This is a genomic window from Paenibacillus sp. S28, assembly GCF_016624415.1.
In the GTDB taxonomy this organism is placed as follows: domain Bacteria; phylum Bacillota; class Bacilli; order Paenibacillales; family Paenibacillaceae; genus Paenibacillus_AQ; species Paenibacillus_AQ favisporus.
The window spans coordinates 393,773-416,717 of the sequence record NZ_JACVTM010000006.1 but is presented as its reverse complement, the minus strand read 5'-3'; the positions used below and the strand labels follow the sequence as shown (position 1 = coordinate 416,717).

The window sequence follows — 22,945 nt, the reverse complement described above, 5'->3', positions numbered from 1 at the left end:
TATTGACTGGACTCACGGATACCATGCCAGCAACCGCTCCAGCTTTTCTTTCATCGGAGGAGTCTCTTTTCTCGCGGACTGCGCCAGCTTGGCGCGTGTTCCGAAAATCCGGTACAGCACCGTTTCACGCTCATAATCCTCTTTGGACTCCAGCTCACTCAGCAGAGCGTCCGCCAGATCCGGTGTATCGATAACGAAGGATTTCACCGGCTTGGCTGAATCGTTTCCTCCAAGCAGAATCGCCACAAGCACCGGCATCCGATCGGGGGTCAGCCCGTGGGCTTCGATAAAAGCTTCGGCATACCCGTCCTGAGCGGATTGGTGCTCCGTATCAACTATTTCCATGTACCGGCACAGCAGCGGAAAATATTCCGTGCTCACGAGGCCTAATCCCAGAACGGCATAGGTTCCCGGCATGACCGACTTCTCCCCGGGTTCCACATCCTTATACCAAGCAAATTCCTCCATGGCTGTCTCGGCGTACTCAGCAATCAGCGGATGCAGCCCGCGATACCGCAGCGCGCTGGCAAAAAAACGGTGCAGCTGCGATTTAGCCAGCTTATTCAGCGGCAGATGGTGCTTGTCCTTTGATGGGCTCCTCAGGTTTAGTTTGTACTCTTTGGGAAACCCTTCTGAGATCAGGCCCGTTATATACGTCAGCGCTTCCCGGTATGCGGCCTCTTCCTCCGCATGCAGGCGGATGTCGATCGTTTCCGTAACGTCATTGGCCGCTGCCTGGATCGCTGTGCCTTCGAACCTGTGCTGGAAGCGCCCGCTGCCGTTTTTTATATAGCCGGCCGCCTTCTCCGAACCCAACTGGACGGCTAATTCCAGATAGCGCGCCCGGAGCTCGGGCTCCCGGCGGCCGACCTTCAGCGCGGCATAGACGAAAAAGTCGAGCTCGTCCGCATTCACAACCACCCCGTCCGCTGCATCTTTGCGCTTCCAGTCTTGGCCGAAGCTCCCGCTCCGCTCAAAATAACGGACCAAATAACGCTCCTCCGCCCATTCCCGAAAGGCTGAAGTATATTGAGAGACCCACCCAAGCAGCCGGTCCGGGTTCGAACGGTGCTTCTCCTCCAGCCGCCCAATCAGCGGCTCTAATTGTGCCTCTCGCTGTTCAAACAGATCGGGATTGAGCAGATGACGGGCAAAGAAGAACTCATCCAACTCCTTGGGACGTACCGGCAGATCCCGCAAAACTTTGGACTGGATAAAGGCATCGAGCTCCCGCCTCTGACCCGCGAGCTTGTCCTCATCGATCAAAACTTCGGTGAACGTTCTTAATCCCTCTTCACGCTCCATTTCGAGCACAATCTCGAAGCGGTAATCGAAAAACCTGGGGCCGTAAGTCCCGGCGCTCATCGCTTCCGAAAGCCGTGTCCGCAATGCGGGAAGCCACTCGCCGGTAATCAGGTCGTCGGTGATATCGCATATGTAAGGCCCGGCATTCAGCCGGTACGAGGAGTCGGTCCAATCAAAGGGCCGGTCCAAGTCGATGCTGATTACGCCGTATCCGTCGCCGGCTTTGCGGGTGCTCCAAACCACGCCAAGATAATCCTTGATGCCCGCCTGGAGCCTGCTGACTTCCTTGATCTCACGGATGCGCTTGCTTTCTTTCTCATACATCCCGCTGATCAGGGTCCATACCTCATCCAAAAACTGCTGTACGCTCGCGTTCAATCGTTTCCCCTCCCGAATTTCTTAAGCCATGCCACAAACAAGCCCCGCGCGGGCGGGGTCCTGCTTAACCGATGACTTTGACTACATTGCCATCGCTGTCCTTGATCTGCGTTTTCACGATCTGGATAGCGGCCCCCTTTACAGAAGGCAGCGGAACGACGCTTTCCTTCGGTTCCAGCGAACGGCTCAGCTCAGAAGCGGCTTGATCGTCCAGGGCAATTCGCACCTCGCCTCCTTCAGCTTTCAGCTCCGGCTTCTGCCCGGGCTCAAAGACGACGCGGGTGTCCGGTCCGACAAGCGTGAGCGAGCGGCCCTTTAAAATCCGGCCAAGCAGCAGCTTGGCAATAATTCCAGCCTGCTTGGCTCCCATTTTCACGACGGAAGGCTGCTTATTGAACCAACCGCTCTTTCCCGGTTCCCAGGCCAGCTGATCTACAAACAAAAATCCGGTGCTGGATCCTTCCGCTTCCGCGCCCTGCCGGATTTTCTCCGCCACGGGTGGAATGCGCAGCAGGGAGCCGCGGGTTAAATCCGTTATGTAATAGGGAATATGCTCCTCGGCAGCCCCGAGAACGCCGAGCGTATTCCAGGTTTGCATCGCTTCGAGCTCATCTCCCGTAATGCCGGTCATCTCCAAAAACTCGACCTGTCCATTCGGCGTCTGGATCGCGGGCAGCTCAGGATCTTCAGTAAAAGCCAAGGCCGTCAGCTGCGTGTCGGCTCCGAGGCAGATCGGCCCGTTGGCATCCAGATAATCGCCCGAACGGAACACGTTCCCGCTGCCGAACACGTATCTGCCCATATTTTGCAGCAGGTTCAATGCCCACGCCGGCGGCTCCTCCTCATCGGCATCCCGCTGCAGCCGGAATGTCAGCTCAAAGCCGAACCCGCTGACCTCCTGGTCCTCCGACTCTTTTTCATACAATTCCGAGAAGCCGTACGTGACGAAATGCCAATGCGGAATCGGCGATTCCGCTTTGTAGGCGCTGATTCCGTCGAGTGGATCCTGGCCGCCGAGCGCATACGAAATGAGCGTTCCGTAATGCTTTGGCTCCTGACTGCCGTATAATCTTTCAAGCTCCTGGTCGATGGCGTCCCAACCCGGTGCGCCGATTTCTTCGTTCATCATCCTGTCCCCTTCCCATGTGTGCCGAAGCATTTCCTTATGTTATTTATTCGAATACTGCGTCATTGAAACGCTGGATTCCCTTACGATGAGACGCGGCTCAAACTCCACCCGCTCGTAATCCGGCGGATTGTGCGACTGGATCCGCTTCAGCAGCAGCTCTGCCGCCAGCCGGCCGACTTCGCTGCCCATGATGGACACCGAGCTGATTTGCGGAGTGGTTACGGTCGCCCACAAGTTGTTGTCGATGCCGACCACCGCCACATCCTGCGGTACCCGGATACCAAGCTCCTTGAAGCGGTTAACGATCCCGATCGCCACCATGTCGTTGACGGCGTAAATCGCGTCCGGCATATGTTTCAGGCTGTAAAAATAATCGGCCGCCTGGCGTCCGGTCTCAAACGAAAAATCTTCCCCGAAATAGACCAGCGAAGCATCGACATGCCTAAGCGACTGTTCGTATGCCAGGTACCGTTCTTCAATTTTATCCTTGGGAGCGCCTGCGTAAGCAATCCGTGCCCGTCCGATCTGGAGCAGATGCTCCATGACCAGCCTTCCTTCCTGGCGGGCGAGCCCCACGATATCCGCCTTTAAATCCGGGCTGAGCTTCTTGCCGTAATTGATGACGGATACCGGGATGCTGGCCTGGTTAATCAGGCTTTCCAGCTGCTTGGGATACGCCAGCGGCATCAGGACGAGGCCGTCCACATGAAGCTTCTTGATCTCCCGCAGCGTCTCCAGCTCCAGACGGGCGTTGCCAAGCGTATTAATCTGCACCACCCGGTATCCATGCTGCTTGGCGGCTTGCTCTACCGACCAGGCGATATCCGGAATGATCGCGTTGCGGATATCCGGCACGGCAAGTGCGATCTGGTGGGTTTGGCGGATTTTGAGACTTTGGGCCGACGTGTTGGGGACAAAGCCCATTTCATCGATCACCTGCATGATCCTCGCCTTCGTCTTTTCGCTGATTCCCCCGCTGTTGTTAAGCGCCCTGGAGACGGTGGCGATGCCGACGCCTGCCTGCTTGGCGACGTCCTCAATGGTCACCTTTTTCTTGTTGGACATGCGAATTAATCCCTCTCACTTCGGAATCGTTTCCTAACCGGAAGACATTTTTTCTTTTTCAGTATATATTATAGCATACCCCGCCATACCGATGCCTCAGCTTAGCCGCCAGACGCTGCAATCACTGCACAATCACAGCTTATTTCTATACATAGACATGTAAATCTTCCATTCGCACTAAGGTTAAAAACGCCCGCTTTAGCCCTAAAAAATGATTTGACACGCAGAATAGAATGTGACATCATATGGATCGGAAACGTTTCCTATTTTCGATATATCGCTCACCATATTATTTACTGCCTGATAGGGAGATGACGGATTCATGCAAGCATTGAGATGGCATGGCGTGAAAGATTTGCGCGTGGAAACGATTGAGGAGCCTTCGGCCCTCCAAGGTAAGGTCAAAATCAAGGTGGAATGGTGCGGCATCTGCGGAAGCGACCTGCACGAATACGCCGCCGGGCCGATATTCATTCCGGAGGGTGCGCCACATCCATTAACCAGTGAAAAAGCCCCGGTCGTGATGGGACATGAATTTTCCGGCCAGGTCGTGGAAGTCGGCGAAGGCGTGACCCGCTTCAAAGCCGGCGATCGGGTCGTCGTGGAGCCTGTGTTCGCCTGCGGACACTGTGCCGCCTGCAAGCAGGGGAAATATAACCTTTGCGAAAAAATGGGTTTCCTGGGACTCGCTGGCGGCGGGGGCGGCTTCTCCGAATACGTGGCGGCCGATGAGCATATGGTTCATCATATTCCGGACAGCGTCTCCTACGAGCAGGGCGCTTTGGTCGAGCCGTCGGCAGTTGCGCTGTACGCCGTGCGTTCCAGCCGCTTCAAGGTGGGCGACCGCGCGGTCGTATTCGGGGCGGGGCCGATCGGCCTGCTTGTCATCGAAGCGCTGAAAGCGTCGGGTGCTGCGGAAATCTACGCCGTGGAACTATCGCCTGAGCGGCGGGGCAAAGCGCAGGAGCTGGGGGCCATCGCGCTCAACCCTGCAGACGTGGACGTCGTCCAAGAAATCCATCGCCTCACACAAGGCGGCGCGGACGTTGCCTATGAAGTTACAGGCGTTCCGGCTGTCCTGAACCAAGCGATTCAATCGACGAAAATCAGCGGTCAAATTATGATTGTCAGCATTTTCGAACGGGAAGCCCCGATCCATCCGAACCAGATCGTCATGCAGGAACGCAATATCGCCGGCATCATCGGTTACCGGGACGTGTTCCCGGCTGTAATCAGCCTGATGCAGCAGGGCTATTTCGCGGCCGATAAGCTCGTTACGAAGCGCATTGCTTTAAGCGAGATCGTCGAACAGGGTTTTGAGGCGCTGCTGAAAGAGAAAAGCCAAGTCAAAATTTTGGTATCGCCACAACCGTCCAAATAACCGACTGCGAATATTACCGCACCTTAGGTGCTTTTCATAACGAATAAGAAAAACGTCTATCGAAGTACCTTCAAAGAAGACAGACCGCGTCTAAAGGAAGTTTTTCTTGCGAGATCAGGAAGTGGAGCTTCCGAAACTTATACTTTCTGATCTCTTCAAAAAAGATCCCTTTGCCGAACATACGGCAGGGGATCTTTGTTATGTTAGCCTTATTGCCGGAGCGCAGCCTGTATCTCTTGGCTCTTCTCCCGCCGATGATGCAGCATCATCAGAAGAACGGCGCCGGCGAACGCAGCGGCCACAAGCCACACGGGAATCCGCGGATCGAGCTTGTACGCCCAACCGCCGATAATGCCTGCCGGAGACGTAAGCAGCAGGATCAGCACGGACAGCATGGAGAACACTTTCGCCCGTTTGTCATCGTCGATCGCGTTCTGCACGGCTGCTTCCAAATAGGGCGAGCTGATCATCAGCCCTACGGCAGCCAAAATCGTGCTTAGCCCGATCCAGACCAGGTTGGACGTCGGCCACAGCACCAGCATGACGTTTGAACCGACCGATAGAATGAAACCGGCCATCATCGAGCGGTTCGCCGCGTGCTCCGGAATTTTTGGCATCAGCAGCCACAGCGTCAGCAGCATAATGACAGAGGACACCGCCGGGAACAGGGAAATCAGCCCGCTGCCGACGTGCAGGTAATCCGCCATGTACAGCGACAGATACGTCGTTTTCATCGTGGCCTGGAAGTTGAACAAAATGTATACGCTAAAGATCAGCATGAGCGACTTGCTCGTTATAATGTCGCGAATCGCCCCGCCATAATCGATCAGGCTTTCCTTCAGCCCGAGATCGCGGGTTTCCCGCATCTTTCTCTGGCCGATTTCGGTTTCGCGCGTCGACAGATGCCGCCCCACGAACTGAAACGTCATCATCAGGAACGCAAGTACATACATGATGCGTGTGCCGGACACAAGGCCGTAATGATCCACCAGCAGTCCGCCGAGCGGAGCGAACAGCCCCCCGATCACGCTGATAATCTGCAGCAGCGTAAAGACGTAAGTCCGGTCGGCGGGCTTCGTATCCTCGACGATCAAGCAGTAAAACGCGGTATGCGGCACGCGCTGAAACCCGTTGACGAGCGCCGCCGTGAGGAAGAACCAAACATTGTGCGAAACCGCCCACAGGATGGTGGCCAGACTCCAGCTGAACAGATCAAAATACAGGATGGCCGATTTGCGGCCCATCCGGTCGGTCAAATAACCGCTGATAAACGATGAAAACACCTGAACGATCAGGCCGATCGTAGTGATCCAGCCGATGCTGGTTTCGGCGATGCCAAGCTCGTACATATACAGCGTCGCATAGGTGCTTACCATACTGTACGGAATAAGAAAAAAAGGCTCAAAGGCGAGACAGCCCCTGCTGTTTCCTTTTAAGCGCGGGAATAAAGGTCGTGACATACCATCCTCCGGGTCCTGATGAAATGTAAATGAGTACGATCGATGCGATTAAGGCAGCTTGCGCCGCGGTTTCTTCGACTCCCGGGGCTGCCAGGCGATCAAGACACCCGCCTCCCCACAGATTTGATTCACCTGTTCAAGTTTCGCGGGGTCGACTTCCCACATCCACCGTTCTTCGCCCACCCGGTAAAGTATACCATGATCATGGCTGCTCTGTATCCAGTTTTCCAGATTCGTCCCCGCAATCCCGATGTTGAGATGCTCGCCGTTCAGTACATTGGCAGGGTAAACCATTCTCAGCTTGCTGCCGGTATAGCGGGCTTGTCCGCCGTATAAGCCGGGGGTCTCCTTGTTGAAAGCAAACGCTTTTTCATAAGGGAATGCGGTTTTTCCGTTGTCCCCTGCGGCGTAGCTCATCGCATCCGTCATTTTTCTCGTCCCGTATAAAATTGCATAAGGAAAGGTGAACTGTTCTGCCATATGGCTCAGCCATTCTTTAAGAACGGAATATGTGTCTTCCGGAGGGCTGTCGCAAAAAGCGGCGATATGCGGGAAACTGCCGTATCCGCTCGTATGATAAGTAAAAGCGGCGTCCCATGGCAAAGTTCCGTGCTGCTGGCTGTACATCCAGAAGGCTTCAGCCTCTCCAGTGCCGATTTTCGCCCGTAATTGCTCCGGGGAGGTTTCCACCAGATCGTGATCGCCTTCATGATCTCCGTGCTCCAAAAGCTCATAGTAACTCGTCCCTGTTACAGCCGTGTCGAACTTCTCAAAAAAAGCCTCCCCGGCGGCAAAAGCCTGCATCGCCCCAATCCGTTCCGTATGATACAGTGCAACTCCTGCGCATCCCGGCATACCGTTCCCTCCAAGATTAATGTTCGTTATCGCATTTTTTACTCATCTGTAAAGCTATTATGTATTCAAAGCTAAAGCTTAAAAAAATATAGTTTCAACCTCGTCAATCTCCTCCGATGTGGGTACTTCTGCTTTAGAATTACATGACCAACACCACCTTCCATACCATTTCATCTTTCTATGAACAACAAATATAGCTCCTAAACTGCAATCCGCTCAAGTAATCTAGATCTTGCTTAGACTCTGTACATAAAGCTCCTCAGCTTACATTGTCGGACTCCCCTGCTTCAGCAGCTTCACGGTTGGAGTCCGTTCGGCTCGACCGGTCTGCTGAGCCAGTGCTCATCCGTTTGGACATGATTGTTCCGCACGAATTTGGCCAGGCTTTGCCTGAACTGCTCGTAAGGGAATGACGATGCCAGCCTCACCACATACCCTTCCTGTTCCCCGCCGCAGCAGGACTTTTTCGTGTAGCACCGTTTGGCTGCTTCTTCATCCCAAATGCCTCTGTACAGCAGCGGCACCGTAGGTATTCCAAGCCGATCTGCCCAGATTTCCGTCTCATCCCAGGAAAGGCACAGGTTCTGCTCATTCCAAACCGAGAACAGCATAAAGTATCCAGGCAGCGCATCGTAAGCGAGCGAATGCTTGGCGTACACATTTTCCCCGCAGAGACGATACCCTTCCGGAATCAAGTATCTGATGCCGCCGTGCAGCGTCTTGACGTAATGCCGGGACGGATGATCCTTGCTGTCCAGCGATCTCGCGTGAATGAAATCCGGGTACATCGTGGTGTTCTCGCCGTCCATTTTCTCGGTGATCACCACTTCTTTTCCCACGAAATGGTCCGTGCTGCGCAAAATTTTGTCATCATCGGTGTATCCTCGTGACCAGGGAAGATGCATCGTTTTCGGATATTTGATTTTCATGAAACCACCTCTTTATTTGCCGTTCGTGTCCGCTTCCGCGAAAAAATACAACCGGGCCAGCAGATCCCCGCCAAGCAAATGATAAATGTTTGACGCTCCTGCGTCTCCCCCGTGAAGAATTTCCATATGAAAGCTGACCATATGCACAACCTTCAACACAAATGCCTCATCATATCCGAGCTCCTTTAGTACATGACAGGCAATGGCCGCAGAGACATGCTCGTGGCCGAAATAGGAGTAATAGCCGCGGGTTTCCTTCCATACCTTACAGAACGGTTTGCCCACATCGTGAAACAGCGCCGCATACCGCATCGCCAGCAGGTCATCCCCTTCGTACTGCGCATTGATATAGGCAAGCACGGCGTAGGTGTGCTCAGACAGGGTTTTGGAGTGATAGGGATTCTCCTGGTCGTACCCAAGCATGACGGAAAAATGCGGGGAGGCGCTTAAATAGGCAAAAAGCTCATCGTGATCTGGACGTTCTGCGAGCAGTTTTTCCAATTGGATTCTGTCCAGCTTCACATCCTCTGAGCTGTGCACGATATGCAGCGCTTGGAACCCTTCGGCCATGACCGGAAACTCAAAGTTTTTGGCAAATTTCGTCAGCACTGCGTCGTCGATCCGGCGTTTGCGCGTCCCCGCCCGCTGCCTGGCCGTCGCATACGGCGTATCGCACACATGGCCTTCGACAGGCACATCCTTGAATTTCTTCAGAAACTTTACGCGGCGGTCGCGGCTCACGTTGGTTGCGTCAAATACGACACTGCGACCCTCCCCAAGCAGACGGTCTATTTCGGCAAAAGCCTCGTCAAACACCAGATACGAATTTTTTTGCCTGGACTCGCTGCCGAACAGCCGCTCCCGGATGGAGTCGGTCGAAACCGCCACAGCCCGCTCACGCTTGCACAAATTTTTGGCATAGAAGCTTTTTCCGCTTCCTGGAATGCCGACCAGCATGTGAATCGTACTCATCGTTATCACCTCCCTTCCATAAATGGTTGATTTCCTTCACCATCATCTTGATAGTCACCTTCCATTCAACGCCGGACATCCCTTTGATCCCGTATGAAGCGTGCTTGTTGACTTTTACCCGATGGACCGTGGACCATGAATGCAACAAAAAAAGCCCTTCCCCGAAAACCAGCCGGGTTCCTGATGAAGGAGGCGCTCTCTTCAATTATATGGGATCCTGTCTTCAAAGCACACGGGACCTTGGACGCATCCGGATAACAGGTCTTTATGCCCGGCACTGGGTATTCGATCTCGCGGGGATGCCGGCTGAGATTTGATCGCCCAGGGCCAACAAGCGGCCAAAACGTAAAGCTTGCATAAAAAAACATGACACTTCCATTTATTTGATATATAGTAGGAACATAGGTTCTTATTCCGAGTTTCATCCATGATTATATTTGAGGGGGATAACCATCCATGGGAAATCATATGGCGGGTTCACAAGTACAGATCAGGCCCTGGTCGGGAGACCATTTGCATTTGGAGCTGCTCTATCGTTTGAATGTTCCAGAGATGCTGGAACATCTGGGCGGCCCGGAAAGTGACGAGCAGGTTGAGAAGCGCCATAAGCGATATGTTGAGGTTCAGTCCCTCGGGAACGGCTGCATGTATAGCATATGGCTGGCAGATCATCCGGTGCCAATAGGCAATGCGGGATTTTGGGAGAGTGGTTGGCAGGGATCTACCATCTATGAGATCGGCTGGGGCGTCCTGCCTTCCTTTCAGCAGCGGGGCATAGCATCGGCCGCGACAGCAGCCGTGATCGAGCAGGCGAAACAGCAGAAGAAGCACCGATATATGCACGCTTTTCCATCCATGGATAACCCGGGTTCCAATGCGATTTGCCGGAAGCTTAGCTTCGCTTTCATGGGTGAATGTGATTTTGAATACCCGAAAGGCAGCTTTATGCACTGCAATGACTGGCGCTTGGATCTGGAATCGGGCGTCTGATACGGGCAGCATGAAAGCGGCCATCGCCCTTCCTTTGAAGGATGGAGGCCGCCTTCTTGCTAACGTCCGTTGTATTAGTTATGCGCTGCTTCGATTCCTGTCAGCAGTTGGGCCAGTTCATTCTGGAGCGGCTGGGATATACGTGTCATCGGCAGCCGAAGGTGATCTGAAGCAATCACACCCTGATTAGCCAGCACCCATTTTATCGGAGCGGGATTCGGTTCCTGGAACAGTTTGCGAATGAGCGGGACAACACGGTCAAAAGATCGTTTGCCTTCCATGACCATCCTGTTTTGCACCAGGTCATGGACCTCAATAAAGATATCTGTGTACAAGTTGGCCGAAGCCAGAATTCCCCCGCTCGCCCCTTGGCTGAGCTTGGCATGGTAGTACAGGTCGTCACCGCATAATACCGCCCCCGCATCTTGACGAGTCAACTCCGTAACCAGTTCCAGGCCGTCGGAGCTGTCTTTCATTCCGATCACACCTTCCATCTCCATAATGGTTTTGGCCGTATGCATCGTTAAGCGGACCCCGGTACGGGCAGGGATCTCATAAGCTATAACCGGTACCCCGACTTCCGTCACCCGGCGAAAATGCTCGATGATCCCTTCTTGCGACGGTTTACTGTAATAGGGAACCACAACGAGGACGGCATCCGCCCCCAAGGCGGCAGCCTGCTCCGTCCGCTGCACGGTCGTCAACGTGTCGTTGGTTCCCGTTCCGATGATCACCGGGGTGCTTCGCTGCTTTTCTTTCAAAATCTGCTGCGTGACCCGGGTGAGCTGTACAACTTCGTCCCAGCGTACCGTCGGGGCCTCTCCAGTCGTCCCGTTTATGATCAAGCCGTTGATATGATGCTCAGCCAGCTTTTCCACGTAACGGGTGTATGATGCCAAATCAAGCTCTCCGCTTGGCAAAAATGGTGTGACCACAGGAACCAAAACGCCATGCAGTTCATCTCTTCCGATCATTTCGATGACCTCCTCTATAGGTTGTGCCTCTAATTTAGCATAGGAATTATTATCAGTGTTATCTATAATAGTTGATGAGCATCATCGATAATATTGATATCATGGAGATGAATAGCATGGACCTAACGTACTTTCATACCTTTCGCGAGGTCGCGCACCGCAAAAGCTTTACCCGGGCGGCCGAAGAGCTGGGATATGCGCAGTCGAGTGTAACGGCGCAAATACAGAAGCTGGAGAAAGCATACGATACACAGCTGTTCGAGCGTTACGGCAAGGGGGTTCGGCTGACCTCCTCCGGGGAAGAGCTGCTTAAGCTTACGGTACAAATGCTTGATTTGTTCGATGAATCGAAGGAGAAGCTTCGGAGCGAGGGAGGCGGCACGATCTCCGTCGGAACGATGGATTCCCTCGCCGCTTACTTTCTCCCCCCGCTGATCCAGCAGCTGCGCAAGCAGTACGAAGGATTGTCCATCCGATTATGGACGGACCGGGAGGACCTTCTCGTCCAGAGGGTCAAAGAGGGAGATTTGGACATCGGCCTGATTCTCGATAACGAACCGGAGGATCCGGCGCTTCACTGGCAGACGGTCCGCGAGGAACCGCTCGTTCTCATTGCAGGGCCAGGACATCCACTAGCAAATCGAGAGCTAATCCGTCTTCAAGATCTGTACGATGCCGAGTGGATTCTGCCGGAAGAAACCTGTAATTACCGGATGATGCTGGAGAAGCTTCTGAAGCAGCATGGAATCCCATGCCGGCTTGGCTTGGAGCTGGGAAACCCCGAAGCGATCAAACGCTGCGTCATGGCGGGATCAGGAATCTCCCTCTTGCCCCGCATGGCGGCAGACGATGAAATCCGCAGAGGGCTGCTCGCCCCACTTCCGTTCAGTCATCCCGATCTGCGGCTCAGCCTGCAGCTGATAACCCATCCGAGGAAGTGGATCTCCCGGGCACTCGGCGATTTTATCGAGTTGGTCAGGAAGTCGCCGTAAGTTCAGCTTGGCTGTTCGTGATTCCCCAGAATCAGCTGTAAACCGTCCGCAGCAAGTCGATCTCCATGTTCCCAGCACCCAATACTCCATGACCACCTGAGCGCGGCGAATTCCTTTAACCCTCGGGGATACAGCAAAAAAACGCACTCAGGCAGCGTCTAATCGCTTCCTCTGTGCGTTTTTCAACATATCCAATCGAATTTATGCCCGAATCGTCTTTAAAGCCGTGGACCAGGCAATCACCTGATCCAGCATGCCGTTGACATTTTTATGATGCAGCTCGGCCGGCTTGAAGGTTCTAAAGCTTTCGAAATCGGTAAAGAGCGACAGCGTAGGGTGAATGCGGACGTCCGCCACGTTCAGCTCCCCAAGAATGCCGCGCAGATGCTCGGCCGCCCGGGCGCCTCCAGTGGACCCGTAGCTCACGATGCCTGCCGCTTTATTCCCCCACTCATCCCGCAGCAGGTCGATCGCATTTTTCAACACACCGGAAATGCTGTGATTATACTCCGCGGTGACGAACACGAATCCGTCCATGCGGCCGATGACCGCGGCCCAGTTTTGGATGGCGTCCTCTCCGCCAGGATGTCCGAGGAACGGCAGCGGATAATCCGCCAAATCGATCAGGTGGTACTCCGCATCTCCACGCCCGTCAGCCAGCTCCTTGAGCCATGCTCCGACCTGTGGGCTGACCCGCCCTTCCCTAGTGCTGCCAAGGATGATTCCAATATTCAAGTGTGATTGTTCCATTGCTAGATCTCTCCCCATATTCATAAATTTCCGCAGGTCCTGTAACCTGCCTGTAAACCCGGACCGGTACTTTTATCTTATAGCGGCTTGAAGACGAAAGATAATATCAATTCCGGCATGGCTATATATATTTCGGTCTATGGGTGGTTGATGCCAAAAAAAACAAACGCCTGAGCAGAGCACTGGTGGCTCTGCCTAAGCGTTTATCGGGCAGTGTAATCGGATCTATTTGCGGATCTCATAAAATTGGCATTCTTTACGCGAGTGGTAAGTAACATCACTCACACCGGACTGGGTAATCACCGTGGAGTCGGTGAACCGGATGATCCGCGTATCTGAATCGATCAAATGGTCATCTTTAAACACGCGTATGGGAAGCTTCCTGCGCTCGGCCTCCTGCAGTTCCGCTTCCGTCAGAAGCTCTCGAATCGTTGCCATGAATTACGGGTTCTCCTTTGGATATGAATTAGATACGATCACGGTTGCTCGCTCTTCCTTTATTGTAGCCGTTCATGACATAAATGGAAATGGCTGAAGCCGTTAGGAACGATGGAAGCAGGAACCTGCAGGCTCAGACAACGTAACCGGACCAGTTCTTCACGCTTACGCACAGGTTTTTTCCGGAACCGCTGCGGTACCAGCGGGAGCCGGGGTCTTTTTCAAATATGGAACCAGCGACAGCAGGCCAAGCACGGCCAGAACCGCACCAACCCACAACGGTGATGCCAGGCCGTAGCCATGATCGATCGTGAGCCCGCCAATGGTGGAACCGACGACAATGCCGAAATTGACGACCGAGACGTGGAACGTATTGACGAGCGAGCCACCGTTCGAAGCTCTCGCCACTCGGGTCACCATGGGAGGATTCATGGAGACCCCGACCAGGCCGATCACGATGACGGCGATAACCGCAACGACCGAGTGTGCGGCAAATAGGCCGAACATGAGCAGCGCGCCCGTAAGCACGACTAGGCCGATGGTCATAATCGGCATCATGTACCGGTCGGCCAGTCTGCCGGTGATGGTGTTGCCGATGACCGTTGCCACCCCGTAAACCCCGAGCAGAAGCGGCACCATGGATGCGCTGAAGCCCGCTACATCGGTAAGTATCGGTGAAAAGTAACTGAATGCCGCAAACGTCGCCCCGATGATCAGCATGCTGGTTGCGAAGGCCGCCCATAAATGCCGGTTCTTGAATGCAGCGAGTTCGCCGCGGAGACTGAGCGATTCTGCCTCTTCCTTGGGTGATTTCGGGATCAGCAGGAGACCCATTATTCCCGAAATCAGCACAAGGAAGACGACGGCCCAGAAGCTCGCCCGCCAGCCGAGATACTGGTCAAACAGCATGGCGGCGGGGAGCCCCACAGCGGTCGCGACCATCAATCCGCCAAGGACGATCGAGGCGGCACGACCGCTTGCTTCCGGGCGGACCAAGGTGAGTGCAATCGCGATGGACACGCCGAAGCAGGCCGACGAGGCAACCCCGGTAATAATCCGGGCAGCCATCATAAGTTCATAGTTCGGCGCGAGCGCTCCCAGCGTCTGCCCAATCAGAAACACGGTGGACAATGCCAGGAAGGCTTTTTTGCGCGGCACTTTTAACAATCCGACTGTCAATAGTGGCCCGCCGATAATCATCCCCGCAGCATAAGCGGATATGAGATATCCGATGGCGGCGACAGATACGCCAAACTCCTCTGATAGCGAAGGCATGATTCCCGCCACCATAAATTCGGAAGTCGTCATGGAGAATATCATCAGTCCCAATACATAAATCGCAAGCGGCAATGCAAACAGCTCCTTTATATATTATTTTGTAACATTCAGTACAAAATTAGACGCAGGTATCTCTCTAGGCATCTCACCTAGGAATCATCCTCTGTATTTTCTCTGTATTTTCTCTGTATTTTCTCTGTATTTTCTCTGTATTTTCTTTATATTTTCTTTGTATTTTCTCTGCATCTCCTCTACAACTCCTCGGAATCTATTCGAAAGCTCCTCGGAATCTCATCTTTATCCTCACTGTATTTCCTCTGTGTATTCTCTATATCTCCACCTTGCTCCCGTCTTCACTTATGCCTCACCTCCATTTTTCAATCGGTTATAACTTTGCGGCTCATTTTACGCCCCACTTTTGTAACAACCAGTACAAAATTATTCAAAAAACACAGCCGCGTCCAGTGCGTGAACATCGTTCAGCGCAAAGCGGCAGCTCGAATACGAACACAACAGCAACTAATGATTTAGATAGACTATATGATAGATTAAATAAATCTCTGACTCCCAGGGATTCTGCTAAAAAATGGCCGCAAGCGTGCCGTCAATAATCTGTCGGGCCAACGCACGGTTCATGGTCCCCGGATAAATCACACGCAGGCCATAACAGCAGCTGAGGAACAAAGCCGTCAGCTCCGATGTATCCCGTTCACGGGAAATTTCGCCGGCGGACTGCCCTTCGCGAATCGTTTTCTCGAGAGCCTGCTCCAGCAGCGCCACATGCTGTTTGAAGATCCGCTCAACAGTCGGGTCAGTCTTTCCACGCTCTACCGACGCGTTAATAAGCAAACATCCACGGTCCTTGGCTGTCGAGCCCTCCCGGATTTCCCATTCCAACAGCTCTTGCAGCCGCTCCTTTACCGGAGCGTCGGTGTTCAGGATTTCCAATTGCGCCTCAATCCCCACCTGATGGTACCGGATCAGCGCCTGCTCATACAGCTCATGCTTGCTCCCGAAGGCATTATACAGGCTTCCTCTGCCGAGACCGGTTTCCTTGCATAAATCGTCTGTTGAGCAGGCCCCGTATCCCTGTGACCAAAACACCTCCACAGCGGCGTCGATAACGGCTGTGTCTTTGAACTCACGGGGTCTACCGCTTTTACTCATGTTTAGGCATCCCTTTCATAGGTTTGATGATTGGATTGATTCTTAGCATACTTAATTCTGTACTGTTCTGTCAAATATTATTTTTCCAATAATATCCATTCCGTCACAAAAACGACACCAAACATGCGTTGCAAGCCAAGGCGTTTTCCTATAGCATAAATTTCCGAACGCAGTTCGACTACTGGCACAGCCGTGATTCGAACATTATCGCCAAACAGAGCGGAGTATTTTTCCATGTCAAAAAGCAAGCGCTATTATGCCCTGATGCTAATCGTTGTGATCGCCTTTATTTTATACGTCGCCTATGTGCAGATCATTCAGGATCCCCAGGCCTCGGCATTTCTCGGCTTCAAAACGGACCTGAACCATCCCCTGAACCCTAAGCTGTGGCTGATCGTCATGAGGATTCATGCCGGATTGGCCTGCTTGGCCATGATCTGCGGAGCCGTCAACTTCGCAGCACGGATCCGGATCAGACATGTAAAATTCCACCGGTTCAACGGATATTTATATGTCATTTGCGTTATGCTGGTTGGCCTCACCTCAGGTTATATGGCACCGGTCGCCACGGGAGGAAGATCGGTCAGCATTGCCTTTAACCTGTTAACGATGCTATGGCCGGCATTCACGGTGATCGCTCTAATTCAGATCCGGAAAAAGCAAATGGCCAGCCACCGGAAGTGGATGGTTCGCAGCTATGCTTTCTGCTTTACAAACCTGGTTGTCCACGTCCTCACGTGGACGATCCGCACGCTTGCCGGAAGTCCTTACCCGGTCAGCTACCGGATCAGCGTGTTTATCTCGATTCCTTTGCTGCTTTTCATCGCAGAGCTTGTTTTTCGCACTGCGTGGCCTGGGCCAGCCGGTCCCCGGCGTCCTGCCGACAACAATAAACCGTAAGCGAAAAAAACCGCCAGATGGCGGTTTTTTTCTTCTTATTCCTGCAAATCCCCGTGCAAACAACGGTAATTTCAGTTTCAAAGCTATTCGTTCTCGATCGAATTCAGCGCTGCAAACGCCAGTGGTCCAAAACCTTCAGAAGCTTCCCTCTGCGGCTGTGTGACATGAAAAACAAATCCACTGCCGTCAAGCTCCTTCACGATATATTCATGGGTTCCCGAGGAATCGAATGCCGTCAAAAAGATAAGCGCGTCCTTCATCGGACCGGTAAGGTCTGCAGCCCCAAGCTTCTTGATTTCGCCATACGGCTTAAGCTCTTTCTTCCCTTGCAGTTCCAGTTGGTCCAAGTTGAAATCTGCAGGCAGCTTCTCGATACGGACCGAGTACTCGTGATCAACGTTCATATACAGCAGATGCTTGCCCGCATCAAAAGAAAACTGTTCGGGAATATACAGCGAGTACCCTTCAGCCTGAACAAGCTTGGCGGGCCGCACTTCGTCGTTGCCTTCCAAGGTGACCTCCAGCTTGCCCTCGGCAGGGCGCTTACTTACATTACCGCTGTTTGCGGATGATTTAGAGTCCCCTGAATCAGATTGGCCGCCGGCCGAAGAACTGGAAGATGAATCCTTGCCGGATGTATCGCCTTCGCCACCTTGGCCTGCTCCTTGCACGCTGTCCGATTTTTTAATTTCGGTCAGTACGAGCTGCTTTAGCGTATCCTCGCCTTCAATAGCCTTTTCCTCGTATTTGAATTGGACGTGGTCCTGCTCCTGCAAATCGGCTACCGTTTGATCCAGCCCGTCACCCAGCTGAAAAGCGGTAGGCTTGCCGTCAACCACAATCTCCACCGTATGCGGATCAGCCTGGCCGGTATACGTTCCGGTTCCTTCCTTCACGGACGGTACCTGTTCAGCATTCCCAGGCTGGGTTGACGGATTGTTCTGCTCATCCATGTGGTCTGGCGGCGTACCCGGCGCCGTTTCCTGTTTGTCACTGCATGCGGTTACCGCAACAGCTATAGCCAGCGCCAGCAGAATCGAACTGATTTTAATCGTATTCTTCATGCTGCACCTCCGTTACCATCTTAGACGGACGGAGGCGGCTTCAGGTTTCAATAAATTCGATAGTCTTGATAAAAATATCAAATTGGACTGGTCATACGAGACAGAACCCAACTGCTTCATAAGCACATCATTCGCTTTTTTTCGCTTACTTGCTTCTTCCTCCAGTCCTGGAAAACCGGATCATAGACCAGATGATCAGCACGATAAGTACGGCGATGCATAAGCCGATACTAAGCCGGTTCTGCGCATCGAATAAGAACATGGCCGCGATTACCGCCAAGCAGGCCACGACGGCAGACGTAACATAAGGGTACCCCCAAACCTTAAAGGATGGCTCTACCGGATACGACTTCCGCAGCTTGATTTGTGCCAGGGAGATGCAAATCCAGACCAGCAGGACGCAAAATCCCGGAACAGCCATTAACACGCGGAACAACTGATCCTGTGCAAACATGCCCAGCATGGATCCCAATATCAAGATCACAGCACACAATAACAGCGTATTTACCGGGATACCCCTCCGGTTCGTGCGGGCAAGAGCCGGCGATGCTTCACCGGCAGCAGCCATGGAGTGGAGCATGCGTGAAGCTCCATAAATTCCCGAGTTGGCTGCGGACAGCACCGCCGTAACCAGAATAAAATTCATGAGATCCGCCGCCCCGGACAAGCCGGTCGCAGTCAGTACCTGGACAAACGGACTCGACTCGGGGCCGAGCTGGTTCCAGGGAATCAGCCCGCATATCACGAGGATCGGCAGCGTGAAAAATAATATGATCCGCAAAATAAAATTGCGTACCACTTTGGGCAGCACCTTTTCGCTGTTTTCCGTTTCCGTCAATGTCAAACCGATCAGTTCCGAACCCCCGTAGGAAAACATGACCACAAGCAAAGCGGAAAAAATGGACGTCCATCCGTTGGGCAGAAATCCTCCGGCCGCCGAGTAGTTATGCAGATACGGCGTATTGCTGCTCGGAATGATCCCGAAGATCAAGCATGCCCCTAAAACGATAAAGACGATAATCATGGCGATTTTGATCCCCGCCAGCCAAAATTCGAACTCGCCGAAGCTTCCCACGCTCATCAGATTAATCAGAATAATGAAGGCCGCGCTGGCTAGACTAAGCAACCATAACGGTACCCCGGGAAACCAATACTGCAAAAAGCTGCCGGCCGCTATAATTTCAATGACGCACACGGATAGCCACAGGAAGCAGTACATCCACCCCATAATAAAGGACACTCTCTCGCCAAAGGCCTCTCGGACGAAGTCCTTCATATTTTTACCCGGGTAAACCGTAGCCATTTCCGCCATGGCTCCCATGACGACGAGCAGCAGCAGCCCGGCGAAGACGTAAGAGATAATGACGCCCGGTCCGGCAAGACCGATCGTTTCGGCACTGCCTTTGAAGATACCGGTGCCGATGACTCCGCCCATGGCCATCAAGCTGATGTGCCTTGGTTTTAATTTTTTCTGCAATGAAACCCCATCTGGTTGTGACATCAAATATCCTCCTGCTGAATCTTGTTGTATTAGGTTGTATTAGTACAAAAACCATAAGTTCAAGTATAACATTTTGCTTAAGCAACCTGATAGAAATTTAGCCGAATTTTCTGCATTTGCTTCACGTTTCTTTATAATTTTTAAACAAAATTTAACCAGAAACCGATCATACTTGTGCTATGATGTACATTCAGCCGATGGCAAGGCCAAAAAGAAAACATAAAGAAATTAAGGCGGTGCAGTTTAGTCGTGTTTCATTCGTATGTATTTCCAATCTCATATGCATTTCTGTCTTTTCCCTTTGCGGCGCTATTTTTTACCCTTCCCTTCTTGGTCGTGCAGTACCGCAGACACGGTTATATCCATAAAATCAGGGCGTTTGTGCTGTACCTGTTCCTGCTGTACCTGCTCAACGCGCTGTTTCTGATCATCCTTCCGCTGCCGGCTTCCCGGCACAATCCGGCCATGGCCGGAGGGGCGCTTCAGCTGGTGCCGCTGAATTTCATTCACGACATCCTGAAAGAAACGTCCGTCGTGTCCTCGCAGCCCTCGACGTACCTGCGGCTGCTTACGGAACGCGCCTTCCTTCAAGTGGTATTCAACGTGTTTCTTACCGTTCCGTTCGGTATGATCCTCCGTTATTATTTCCGGACGGGATGGAAACTTTCCATTCTGCTGTCGTTTTTGCTGTCGCTGTTGTTTGAGACGACCCAGCTCAGCGGAATATTCGGGCTGTACGATCACCCGTACCGGGTATTCGACGTAGATGACCTGATCACTAACACGCTCGGCGGTTTGCTTGGATTCTTGGCAGCCGAATGGTTATCCGGCCTTCTTCCCCGCATTGAGCATTTGGATGCCAATATCGACCGGGCCGCCAAACGGGTAACCTATACGCGGCGGGGAATCGCCTTTATGGCGGACGGGATCGTCTGGGCGATCCTGCTTGGCATTCTGCATATCCTGCATGTACCGGCTTCCTTCTGGGTTGCGACAGGACTGTATTTCATGCTGGTACCTTGGCTGACTGGAGGTCTGACTCCCGGCAAATGGCTTGTCCGTATCCGTCTTGCCGATGGAGGGGAGCGAATCTCCCTTAAATCGCTTGTGGTTCGATATGGAATTCTCTACTGGCTGTTTTTTGGAGCCAACCGGGTTCTGGCCGGCTCCCTTGACACCGTTCCGCCGATCCTTCGCATGATCCTGGGACTTATTGTGTTTGCCATGAATACCATCTTCTTTATTCATGTCGTCATCTGCGTATTCAAGAAGGAGCCGCAGCTGTTCTATGAAAAATGGAGCAAAACCCGGCATGTTATCCTATGGCAGCCGGCCGCAGCACCCGAACCGGAGAAAAAGGAGTAGTTCCCCTTAGAAAAACGTACTTCTCAAGAACATATCACGCTTGTCCTTCAAGACTTGGGGAGTTTCGTTTCCGCTGTCCGGATGACGGAATCGATCTGCTTCTCCCATTGGTAAATTTGATTGAGGGAGGCGCTGATTTTACCAAGCTCCTTATACATCACGGTCAGCTCAGCCGTGGCTGTGATCGCGTTCCCGAGCTTGACTGCCGCTTTATACCGCTTGTCCGACGCGCTCCGGGTGCTGTTCGCTGCCGTAATCTTCTTATTCTCGGCAGTCACCTGCTTCTTTAACGTTTGGACCTGCGCCAACGTATCCTTCACCGCCTTGGCTTTGGCCGAAGCTTCCTTCTTGGCGGCAGCGAGCGCATCCTTACGGCTCTTGATTTCAGCACGGGCAGCACTGGCCGAGGCCTTGATCTGGTTGCGCTTCAGATCGTACTGAAGCGCGGCCTTCTGGTCCTTACGTTTTCTCGCATCCGCCGCCTTCTTCCCAAGGTCTGTATATTCATTAAGCAGCGGCTGATATTTCTTCTGGGCCTGATCGGCTTCGGATTTCAGCTTGTCGATCTTAGCTTTGTCGATCCCCTGCACCTTCGCATTGACAGACTTTAACCGGTCATCATTCTGTTTCCGGAGCACTTGAATCTGCTGCTTCTTCAGCTTGTTGGCCTCTTCCAGCGCCTTATAGCTGTCATGAAGCACACCAATACTCTGCAAAGCGGCGTCCCAAGCACTGTCCGATGCCGCGTCCGCCTTAGCCGGACCCAGCATGAACAACGCGACCGTACAGCATAAAACCGTCACCAAGCTGTTTTTCCATAAAACTTTTACATACGTCATCTTCATCTCTCCCCCAAATCATCAAAATTCATAATGAATGGACAAAAAAAGCACCCCGCAAGTAAGGCATGACGCCTTTCCTGCAGGGTGCTTCTCCCGCTTCCATTAACTATGTTGAACTCAATATATCGTTATTTCTCTCGATTGTCAATAAATTCCCAGAACATTCGTTCCTCTTTTTTTGGGACGAATACGGTTGCCGTGATTACTGACCGACCATCCCGCCGTCTACAGTGTACAGGGAACCCGTAACGAATGAAGCTTCATCGGAGAGGAGGAAGTTCATTACCGCCGCTACTTCCTGCGGCTCGCCGTAACGGCCCATCGGTGTTGCCGATTCATTGGCGGCTTTGTACGCTTCCGCATTGCCGGAGTTCGCTTCGATCTGCCGCATCATCCGGGTGTTAATCGTTCCAGGCAGAACCGCGTTAACCCGGATGCCCAGCGAAGCCAGCTCGTTGGCAGCAACGCGCGTCAAGCCGATCACGGCATGCTTGGACATAATGTATGGGGCCACTCCTGGCGCACCCATCAGGCCTGCAAGCGAAGATGTGTTCAAGATTGCGCCGGAATTCTGCTTTTTCATAACTGGAATAACATAATGCAATCCCAGGAACACCCCGCGGACGTTGACGTTATACACCAGATCAAGCGCTTCCACGGATTGCTCTTCGATCAGCCCGGTAGGACCCTCAATCCCTGCATTGTTCGCAAAGTAATCGATGGTGCCGAATTTTTCAACAGCACGGTTCACATAGTTCTGCACGTCCTGCTCTTTGGATACGTCGGCAGCGACCGCCAGTGAATTGGTATCGTTCAGGCCAAGCTCCTCAACGACGCTCTTGACCGCATCTTCCTTCAAATCGACCAGAACGAGGTTCAGCTTGCGCTCGGCCAAACGCCGTGCCAGCTCTTTCCCGATTCCGCCGGCCGCGCCGGTAATGACTGCAGTTTTCGTTTGTGTCTGACTCATGACTGAATCGCTTCCTTTTCAACAAAGTTTATAAAATGATTTATGGGCTTTATAGCTCATGTCTGCTACATGTATAGGTTACACCCTTATTAATTGTTCACACAATAATCATATTTCAAAATAACGTCATCTATCCAACAGATTGCCGCCGTATGTCACAGAACCATGACAATCTTGAACATTTACCTTCTTTTTGTTGATGATTATCTTCGTTTTGGCGGCAGCCCAACTTGCGTTATA

General features: G+C 52.7%; 21 protein-coding genes. 5 read left to right on the top strand and 16 right to left on the bottom strand.

Annotated features, from left to right (window positions below; translation table 11 throughout):
* Positions 1-12: 12 nt before the first annotated feature.
* The 3 genes from IAE55_RS17645 to IAE55_RS17635 form a co-directional block, all read right to left on the bottom strand.
* Positions 13-1,683 (bottom strand): DUF6138 family protein, encoded by a 1,671-nt coding sequence (locus IAE55_RS17645; protein ID WP_145021210.1) that lies wholly within the window; start codon positions 1,681-1,683, stop codon positions 13-15.
* 64 nt (positions 1,684-1,747) lie between these two features.
* Positions 1,748-2,809, bottom strand: a complete 1,062-nt coding sequence (locus IAE55_RS17640) for a suppressor of fused domain protein (RefSeq protein WP_200633396.1) — start codon at positions 2,807-2,809, stop codon at positions 1,748-1,750.
* A gap of 42 nt (positions 2,810-2,851) precedes the next feature.
* A complete protein-coding gene (locus IAE55_RS17635) occupies positions 2,852-3,877 on the bottom strand; it encodes a LacI family DNA-binding transcriptional regulator (protein ID WP_076167468.1) in 1,026 nt (341 codons plus the stop codon).
* Between the two features lie 322 nt (positions 3,878-4,199).
* Between IAE55_RS17635 and IAE55_RS17630 the strand changes: the two genes are divergently transcribed.
* Positions 4,200-5,258 carry a 2,3-butanediol dehydrogenase gene (locus tag IAE55_RS17630; RefSeq protein ID WP_200633368.1) on the top strand — a complete coding sequence of 353 codons (1,059 nt, stop codon included), beginning with the start codon at positions 4,200-4,202 and terminating at the stop codon, positions 5,256-5,258.
* 209 nt (positions 5,259-5,467) lie between these two features.
* Here IAE55_RS17630 and IAE55_RS17625 read toward each other — a convergent pair whose 3' ends face one another.
* The 4 genes from IAE55_RS17625 to IAE55_RS17610 all read right to left on the bottom strand — a co-directional run bounded on the left by IAE55_RS17625 (position 5,468) and on the right by IAE55_RS17610 (position 9,474).
* Positions 5,468-6,718, bottom strand: coding sequence for an MFS transporter (locus tag IAE55_RS17625; RefSeq protein ID WP_200633367.1), 1,251 nt, complete (start codon positions 6,716-6,718; stop codon positions 5,468-5,470).
* Between the two features lie 48 nt (positions 6,719-6,766).
* Positions 6,767-7,573: a hypothetical protein gene (locus IAE55_RS17620; protein ID WP_145156929.1), complete on the bottom strand. Its 807-nt coding sequence runs from the start codon at positions 7,571-7,573 to the stop codon at positions 6,767-6,769.
* A gap of 296 nt (positions 7,574-7,869) precedes the next feature.
* The gene (locus IAE55_RS17615; RefSeq protein ID WP_105443449.1) at positions 7,870-8,502 is read right to left on the bottom strand and encodes an RNA ligase family protein; all 633 of its coding nucleotides are present in this window, start codon (positions 8,500-8,502) and stop codon (positions 7,870-7,872) included.
* Positions 8,503-8,514: 12 nt separating this feature from the next.
* Positions 8,515-9,474: an AAA family ATPase gene (locus IAE55_RS17610; RefSeq protein ID WP_145156928.1), complete on the bottom strand. Its 960-nt coding sequence runs from the start codon at positions 9,472-9,474 to the stop codon at positions 8,515-8,517.
* A gap of 456 nt (positions 9,475-9,930) precedes the next feature.
* On the opposite strand from IAE55_RS17610, the gene IAE55_RS17605 reads away from it, so the two are divergent.
* Positions 9,931-10,464: a GNAT family N-acetyltransferase gene (locus IAE55_RS17605; protein ID WP_234489623.1), complete on the top strand. Its 534-nt coding sequence runs from the start codon at positions 9,931-9,933 to the stop codon at positions 10,462-10,464.
* 74 nt (positions 10,465-10,538) lie between these two features.
* Here IAE55_RS17605 and dapA read toward each other — a convergent pair whose 3' ends face one another.
* Positions 10,539-11,438 (bottom strand): 4-hydroxy-tetrahydrodipicolinate synthase, encoded by a 900-nt coding sequence (dapA, locus tag IAE55_RS17600; protein ID WP_145156927.1) that lies wholly within the window; start codon positions 11,436-11,438, stop codon positions 10,539-10,541.
* A 116-nt stretch (positions 11,439-11,554) separates the two neighbouring features.
* Between dapA and IAE55_RS17595 the strand changes: the two genes are divergently transcribed.
* Positions 11,555-12,430 (top strand): LysR family transcriptional regulator, encoded by an 876-nt coding sequence (locus IAE55_RS17595; protein ID WP_145156926.1) that lies wholly within the window; start codon positions 11,555-11,557, stop codon positions 12,428-12,430.
* Positions 12,431-12,631: 201 nt separating this feature from the next.
* On the opposite strand, the gene IAE55_RS17590 is transcribed toward IAE55_RS17595, so the two are convergent.
* The 4 genes from IAE55_RS17590 to IAE55_RS17575 form a co-directional block, all read right to left on the bottom strand.
* Positions 12,632-13,180: an NADPH-dependent FMN reductase gene (locus IAE55_RS17590; RefSeq protein WP_105443453.1), complete on the bottom strand. Its 549-nt coding sequence runs from the start codon at positions 13,178-13,180 to the stop codon at positions 12,632-12,634.
* Between the two features lie 225 nt (positions 13,181-13,405).
* On the bottom strand, positions 13,406-13,618 hold the full coding sequence (locus IAE55_RS17585) for a hypothetical protein (protein ID WP_105443454.1): 213 nt from the start codon (positions 13,616-13,618) through the stop codon (positions 13,406-13,408).
* 165 nt (positions 13,619-13,783) lie between these two features.
* The gene (locus IAE55_RS17580; RefSeq protein ID WP_200633366.1) at positions 13,784-14,968 is read right to left on the bottom strand and encodes an MFS transporter; all 1,185 of its coding nucleotides are present in this window, start codon (positions 14,966-14,968) and stop codon (positions 13,784-13,786) included.
* A gap of 507 nt (positions 14,969-15,475) precedes the next feature.
* A complete protein-coding gene (locus IAE55_RS17575) occupies positions 15,476-16,063 on the bottom strand; it encodes a TetR/AcrR family transcriptional regulator (RefSeq protein ID WP_145156924.1) in 588 nt (195 codons plus the stop codon).
* A 234-nt stretch (positions 16,064-16,297) separates the two neighbouring features.
* Between IAE55_RS17575 and IAE55_RS17570 the strand changes: the two genes are divergently transcribed.
* A complete protein-coding gene (locus IAE55_RS17570) occupies positions 16,298-16,963 on the top strand; it encodes a DUF2306 domain-containing protein (protein WP_200633365.1) in 666 nt (221 codons plus the stop codon).
* 83 nt (positions 16,964-17,046) lie between these two features.
* Here the strand turns inward: IAE55_RS17570 and IAE55_RS17565 are convergent, their stop codons facing one another.
* On the bottom strand, positions 17,047-18,027 hold the full coding sequence (locus IAE55_RS17565) for a hypothetical protein (protein ID WP_200633364.1): 981 nt from the start codon (positions 18,025-18,027) through the stop codon (positions 17,047-17,049).
* A 145-nt stretch (positions 18,028-18,172) separates the two neighbouring features.
* The gene (locus IAE55_RS17560; protein ID WP_145156921.1) at positions 18,173-19,528 is read right to left on the bottom strand and encodes an amino acid permease; all 1,356 of its coding nucleotides are present in this window, start codon (positions 19,526-19,528) and stop codon (positions 18,173-18,175) included.
* A 249-nt stretch (positions 19,529-19,777) separates the two neighbouring features.
* On the opposite strand from IAE55_RS17560, the gene IAE55_RS17555 reads away from it, so the two are divergent.
* Positions 19,778-20,893 carry a VanZ family protein gene (locus tag IAE55_RS17555; RefSeq protein ID WP_200633363.1) on the top strand — a complete coding sequence of 372 codons (1,116 nt, stop codon included), beginning with the start codon at positions 19,778-19,780 and terminating at the stop codon, positions 20,891-20,893.
* Between the two features lie 47 nt (positions 20,894-20,940).
* On the opposite strand, the gene IAE55_RS17550 is transcribed toward IAE55_RS17555, so the two are convergent.
* Together IAE55_RS17550 and IAE55_RS17545 are read right to left on the bottom strand one after the other, a co-directional pair.
* Entirely contained in the window at positions 20,941-21,732 is a 792-nt protein-coding gene (locus IAE55_RS17550) for a hypothetical protein (protein ID WP_105443458.1), read from the bottom strand.
* A 205-nt stretch (positions 21,733-21,937) separates the two neighbouring features.
* Entirely contained in the window at positions 21,938-22,705 is a 768-nt protein-coding gene (locus IAE55_RS17545) for an SDR family NAD(P)-dependent oxidoreductase (RefSeq protein WP_200633362.1), read from the bottom strand.
* Positions 22,706-22,945: the final 240 nt, after the last annotated feature.